The organism is Bacteroides sp. An269, assembly GCF_002159755.1.
GTDB lineage: Bacteria > Bacteroidota > Bacteroidia > Bacteroidales > Bacteroidaceae > Phocaeicola > Phocaeicola intestinalis.
The window spans coordinates 1-3,801 of the sequence record NZ_NFJG01000193.1 but is presented as its reverse complement, the minus strand read 5'-3'; the positions used below and the strand labels follow the sequence as shown (position 1 = coordinate 3,801).

Sequence of the window (3,801 nt, the reverse complement as noted above, 5' to 3'; positions counted from 1 at the left end):
GCTCCTGTTCTTCGTCAGATAGCCCGCTATCTTCCTCATCACAAAAGCGAAAATGCCTCAAAAACTCATCCCAAATCATCGCACGATAAATTCAAAACAGCTTCTAAATGTTTTTAATACTTATATGCGTATTGTCTGGATACATCATAGCCATGCCGGTTACTACTTCTCGTCTGCCGCATTCAGCAAACGTCCGTTACGGAAGGTGCCTTGGCGTGTCACATTTCCTTGCGCATCGGTTTCCACAAAAGCTCCGTCTTTCTTACCATGCTTAAAAAAGCCTTCAAAGCGCGAACCGTCTTTGTTGACAATTGTGCCCTTGCCGTGCTCCTTGCCTCCTGCAAAACTTCCGGTATATACTGAGCCGTCTTGCATGTGAAGCACTCCTTGCCCTTCGGCAACATTGTTCTTCCATTCGCCTTCATACTCGTCACCGTTACCCCATTTGTAATATCCGTGTCCAGAGCGTTGGTTGTTTTCCCACTCACCTTCGTACACGGCACCGTTCTGCCAAGTAAATGTTCCTGTTCCCTCCTGTTTGCCGTTCTTGAACTGACCCACGTACTTGTCTCCATTCGGATAGGTGTAGGTTCCTGTTCCGGTCCGTTCGCCATCCACGTAATCCCCTTCGTATGTTTCACCGTTCTGAAAGTGATACACGCCTTTGCCGTGCTGTACATCACGTACCCAATCGCCCACGTATTTGTCGCCATTAGTATAATAGAAAGTACCTTGCCCGTCGCGCTCGCCACTCTTCCACTGTCCTTCATATTTTGAGCCATCTTCCCAAATCATCACACCGGATCCGTCCTTCAGGTCGTTTTTCCACTCTCCGTCATAATTGGCACCTCCGCTCCAAGTATAAATGCCTTTGCCGTTCCGTTTGTCGTGGTGCCAGGAACCTACATATTTGTCACCGTTGTAATAGTACATCGTACCTTCGCCTTCCTGAAAATCCTGATACCACATTCCTTCGTAGCGGTTGTTATTCATAAAGTAATAAGTACCTTTGCCATGCTGCTGGTCTTCGAACCATTCACCTACGTATTTTTCCCCATCGGCGAAAGTATAGGTTCCCGTTCCCTGTCGTTTGCCTTTCACATATTCCCCTTCATAGATATCTCCGTTTTTGAATACGGTTTTTCCTTTGCCGTTCGGGCGACGGCTCTTCAGTTCACCAGTGTATTCCGACCCGTCCTTGAATTTATAGTAACCCAACGACATTTGGGCGGAAGCGCACAGGCTCCCCATGGCCAAAAAGGCACAAAATAATCCTATATATTTATTCATGCTTATTCTACTTATTTGTTTAAATCGTCCAAAATTAGTTTTTTTCAACCAGCCGTGACAATTTCATTACACTTTTTTACCTGCTACTACTGCTATTAAGTTTTCTTTGCAAAAATGTTTTTGTGCCAACGCCAGGATTTCATCGGTACTTACTTCACGAATAGCCTCCAGGGAGCGTTCAAAGAAATCGTTTGCCAATCCGGTGGTTTCGATAAATATCCATGCATCGGAAAGTGAGAACGCACCTTCATAAGAGCGGCACATGTCGCCGAGCATATAATTGCGCACCATCTCCAATTCCTCGGAAGACACCTTTTCCGAGCGTAGGCGATCCATTTCCTTGAATACTTCGGTAATGATTGGCTCTATATATTCGTTGGCAGCCTCAGTACTGATGCCCAGCACGCCTATTCCTGGATAATTGACCAGTCCGGCACCTATTCCATAAGTGTATCCTTTTTCTTCGCGGATGTTCGACATCAGCCTACTCCCGAAATAACCGCCAAACAGTGTGACCAGCACGCGTAGCTTCAGGTAATCGGGATGCTGCTGGGGAAGCGAGAAGGCACCCATCTTCAACGAACTTTGAAGAGCATCGTCTTTTTCCACAAAGAGGCGGCGACAGTTCTCCGTATCGGGTAAATATTGCTCAAAGGTAGCTGTGTGCGAACTTTCGCCCCAAGATGTTTCACCGAAATGCTGTTCGATACAACGCAATATCTCGGGAGTTACTTTGCCTGATACGTACATCGAACAATTAGCTGAATGATAATAGGTACGATAAAAACGCACCAATGCGTCTCGAGTGATGTGGTCGTAGTCGTCCAATTCAGCGTATCTTCCCAATGGGTGTGTAGAGCCAAAAAGAGCACGATTCAATCGTTTACGGGCCATCACGTCCACCCTACGGGCATTCACCCGGAACTGCTGTTTATTGGCATTGACGATGACCGAAAGTTCTTTTTCCGGGAATACAGGTTCTTTCACCATCGAAGCCACCACCTCAACAGTGCGTGGAAAGTGCTTACCCAGCGAATATAGCGTGATAAAACCATAGTTGACCGATGAAGACAAATCGAGCCACGCACCATAATAGTCCAAACGTTCCGCTATTTGCGCCGATGTCAATAAGCGAGTACCCTCGCGTAACATACGGTTGGTAAACATTGCTTGTAAAGGTTGCTCTTGGTTCCATTGCCCACCCTTCATCAGCAGGTCAAAACGGATGACATCTTCATCGCCCACCTGCATGATGTTCACTGGGATGCCGTTACGCAGCACGTAACGTTCGGGTTCCGGTATCGAGAAATGCTCTATCTGGCGTATTTCAGGAGCTGTTGTTCTGTCAAGACTCATAGCTGTTGGAAATGTTCTTGCAAGAACTTCTCGGCACGAGCCAAGTCTTGCGGGGTGTCTATGCCTATTGTTTCTACATCACTGATACCCACTTTGATGACGTATCCGTTTTCCAACCAGCGTAGTTGTTCCAGCGATTCGGCCAGTTCTAGCGGGGACTGGGGCAGGGCTGTAATTTCCTTCAGTACCTGAGAGCGATAAGCATACAGTCCGATGTGTTTGTAGTATGTATGCGAGGATAACCATTCTTGGCGGTCTTTCCCACGCAGGAAAGGAATGATGGAACGACTGAAGTACAAAGCATTACCATTTCTCCCTACCACAACCTTGGGCGAATTGGGATTTTCCAGTGCATCCAATCCATTTGTCGCATTAAAGGGTTTCACCAGCGTAGCTATCTGTGTAGCAGGGTCGTCAAAACAGGCCTTGAGAGTTTTCAGCTGCGAAAGTTGGACGAAAGGTTCGTCGCCTTGGATATTGACTACTACGTCGAATTCTCCTCCCACTTTCCGGTAAGCTTCCGCACAACGGTCTGTTCCGCTCCGGTGCGCAGCAGAGGTCATTACAACTTTTCCACCAAACGACTTAACAGCAGCTTCGATGCGCTCGTCGTCAGTGGCCACGTATACATCATCAAATACACCGTATACTTGTTCATACACTCGTTCAATGACCGGTTTTCCTCCCAACAATGCCAGCGGCTTGGCAGGAAAACGAGTTGATGCATATCTTGCAGGAATGATTCCGATAAAATTCATGGCATTCTTTTTTTTGGTTTGAGTATGCAAATGTAGGAAAAATCTACGGAAAAACCTTCTTCTGTATATAGATTTCACATGCATACCCCATGGTTCTTTCATTTGGGCATTGATATTAAGGTGTATAATTTTCCCCCACTCCTTGGAGACTGTTTTGAATTAATCAAAGAAAAATGTGATGGGCATCAAATTAATTTGGTAATCAAATTCCAAAAGTAATCAAAACAGTTGGAGTTTCTGATTGGGTTGCGTTATCAATCCAGACAGCCTGAAACAGATACTGAACCTTTCAGAAGCTGTTTTGAATTTCTCCAAAAAGTTTTTCTTGGCTTGATGTATCCGTTTTCGTGTGTGCTTTGGGCGATTTTTTGGTCCTTTCCGCTCCTGTTCTTCGTCA

Annotated in this window: 3 protein-coding genes; all 3 read right to left on the bottom strand. The window is 46.0% G+C overall.

Annotation, left to right across the window (positions count from 1 at the left end):
- Nucleotides 1-162: 162 nt before the first annotated feature.
- Nucleotides 163-1,290, bottom strand: coding sequence for a phosphatidylinositol-4-phosphate 5-kinase (locus B5F71_RS18970; RefSeq protein WP_087213446.1), 1,128 nt, complete (start codon nucleotides 1,288-1,290; stop codon nucleotides 163-165).
- 66 nt (nucleotides 1,291-1,356) lie between these two features.
- Entirely contained in the window at nucleotides 1,357-2,646 is a 1,290-nt protein-coding gene (locus B5F71_RS18965; RefSeq protein ID WP_087213443.1) for a pitrilysin family protein, read from the bottom strand.
- Nucleotides 2,643-3,404, bottom strand: coding sequence for a 3-deoxy-manno-octulosonate cytidylyltransferase (gene kdsB / locus B5F71_RS18960; RefSeq protein ID WP_087213440.1), 762 nt, complete (start codon nucleotides 3,402-3,404; stop codon nucleotides 2,643-2,645). The genes B5F71_RS18965 and kdsB overlap by 4 nt, the downstream gene beginning before the upstream one ends.
- Nucleotides 3,405-3,801: the final 397 nt, after the last annotated feature.

Bases quoted from the DNA above. Each gene is read 5' to 3' on its own strand.
- kdsB (WP_087213440.1), bottom strand. From the start codon at position 3,404: ATGAATTTTATCGGAATCATTCCTGCAAGATATGCATCAACTCGTTTT.
- B5F71_RS18965 (WP_087213443.1), bottom strand. From the start codon at position 2,646: ATGAGTCTTGACAGAACAACAGCTCCTGAAATACGCCAGATAGAGCAT.
- B5F71_RS18970 (WP_087213446.1), bottom strand. From the start codon at position 1,290: ATGAATAAATATATAGGATTATTTTGTGCCTTTTTGGCCATGGGGAGC.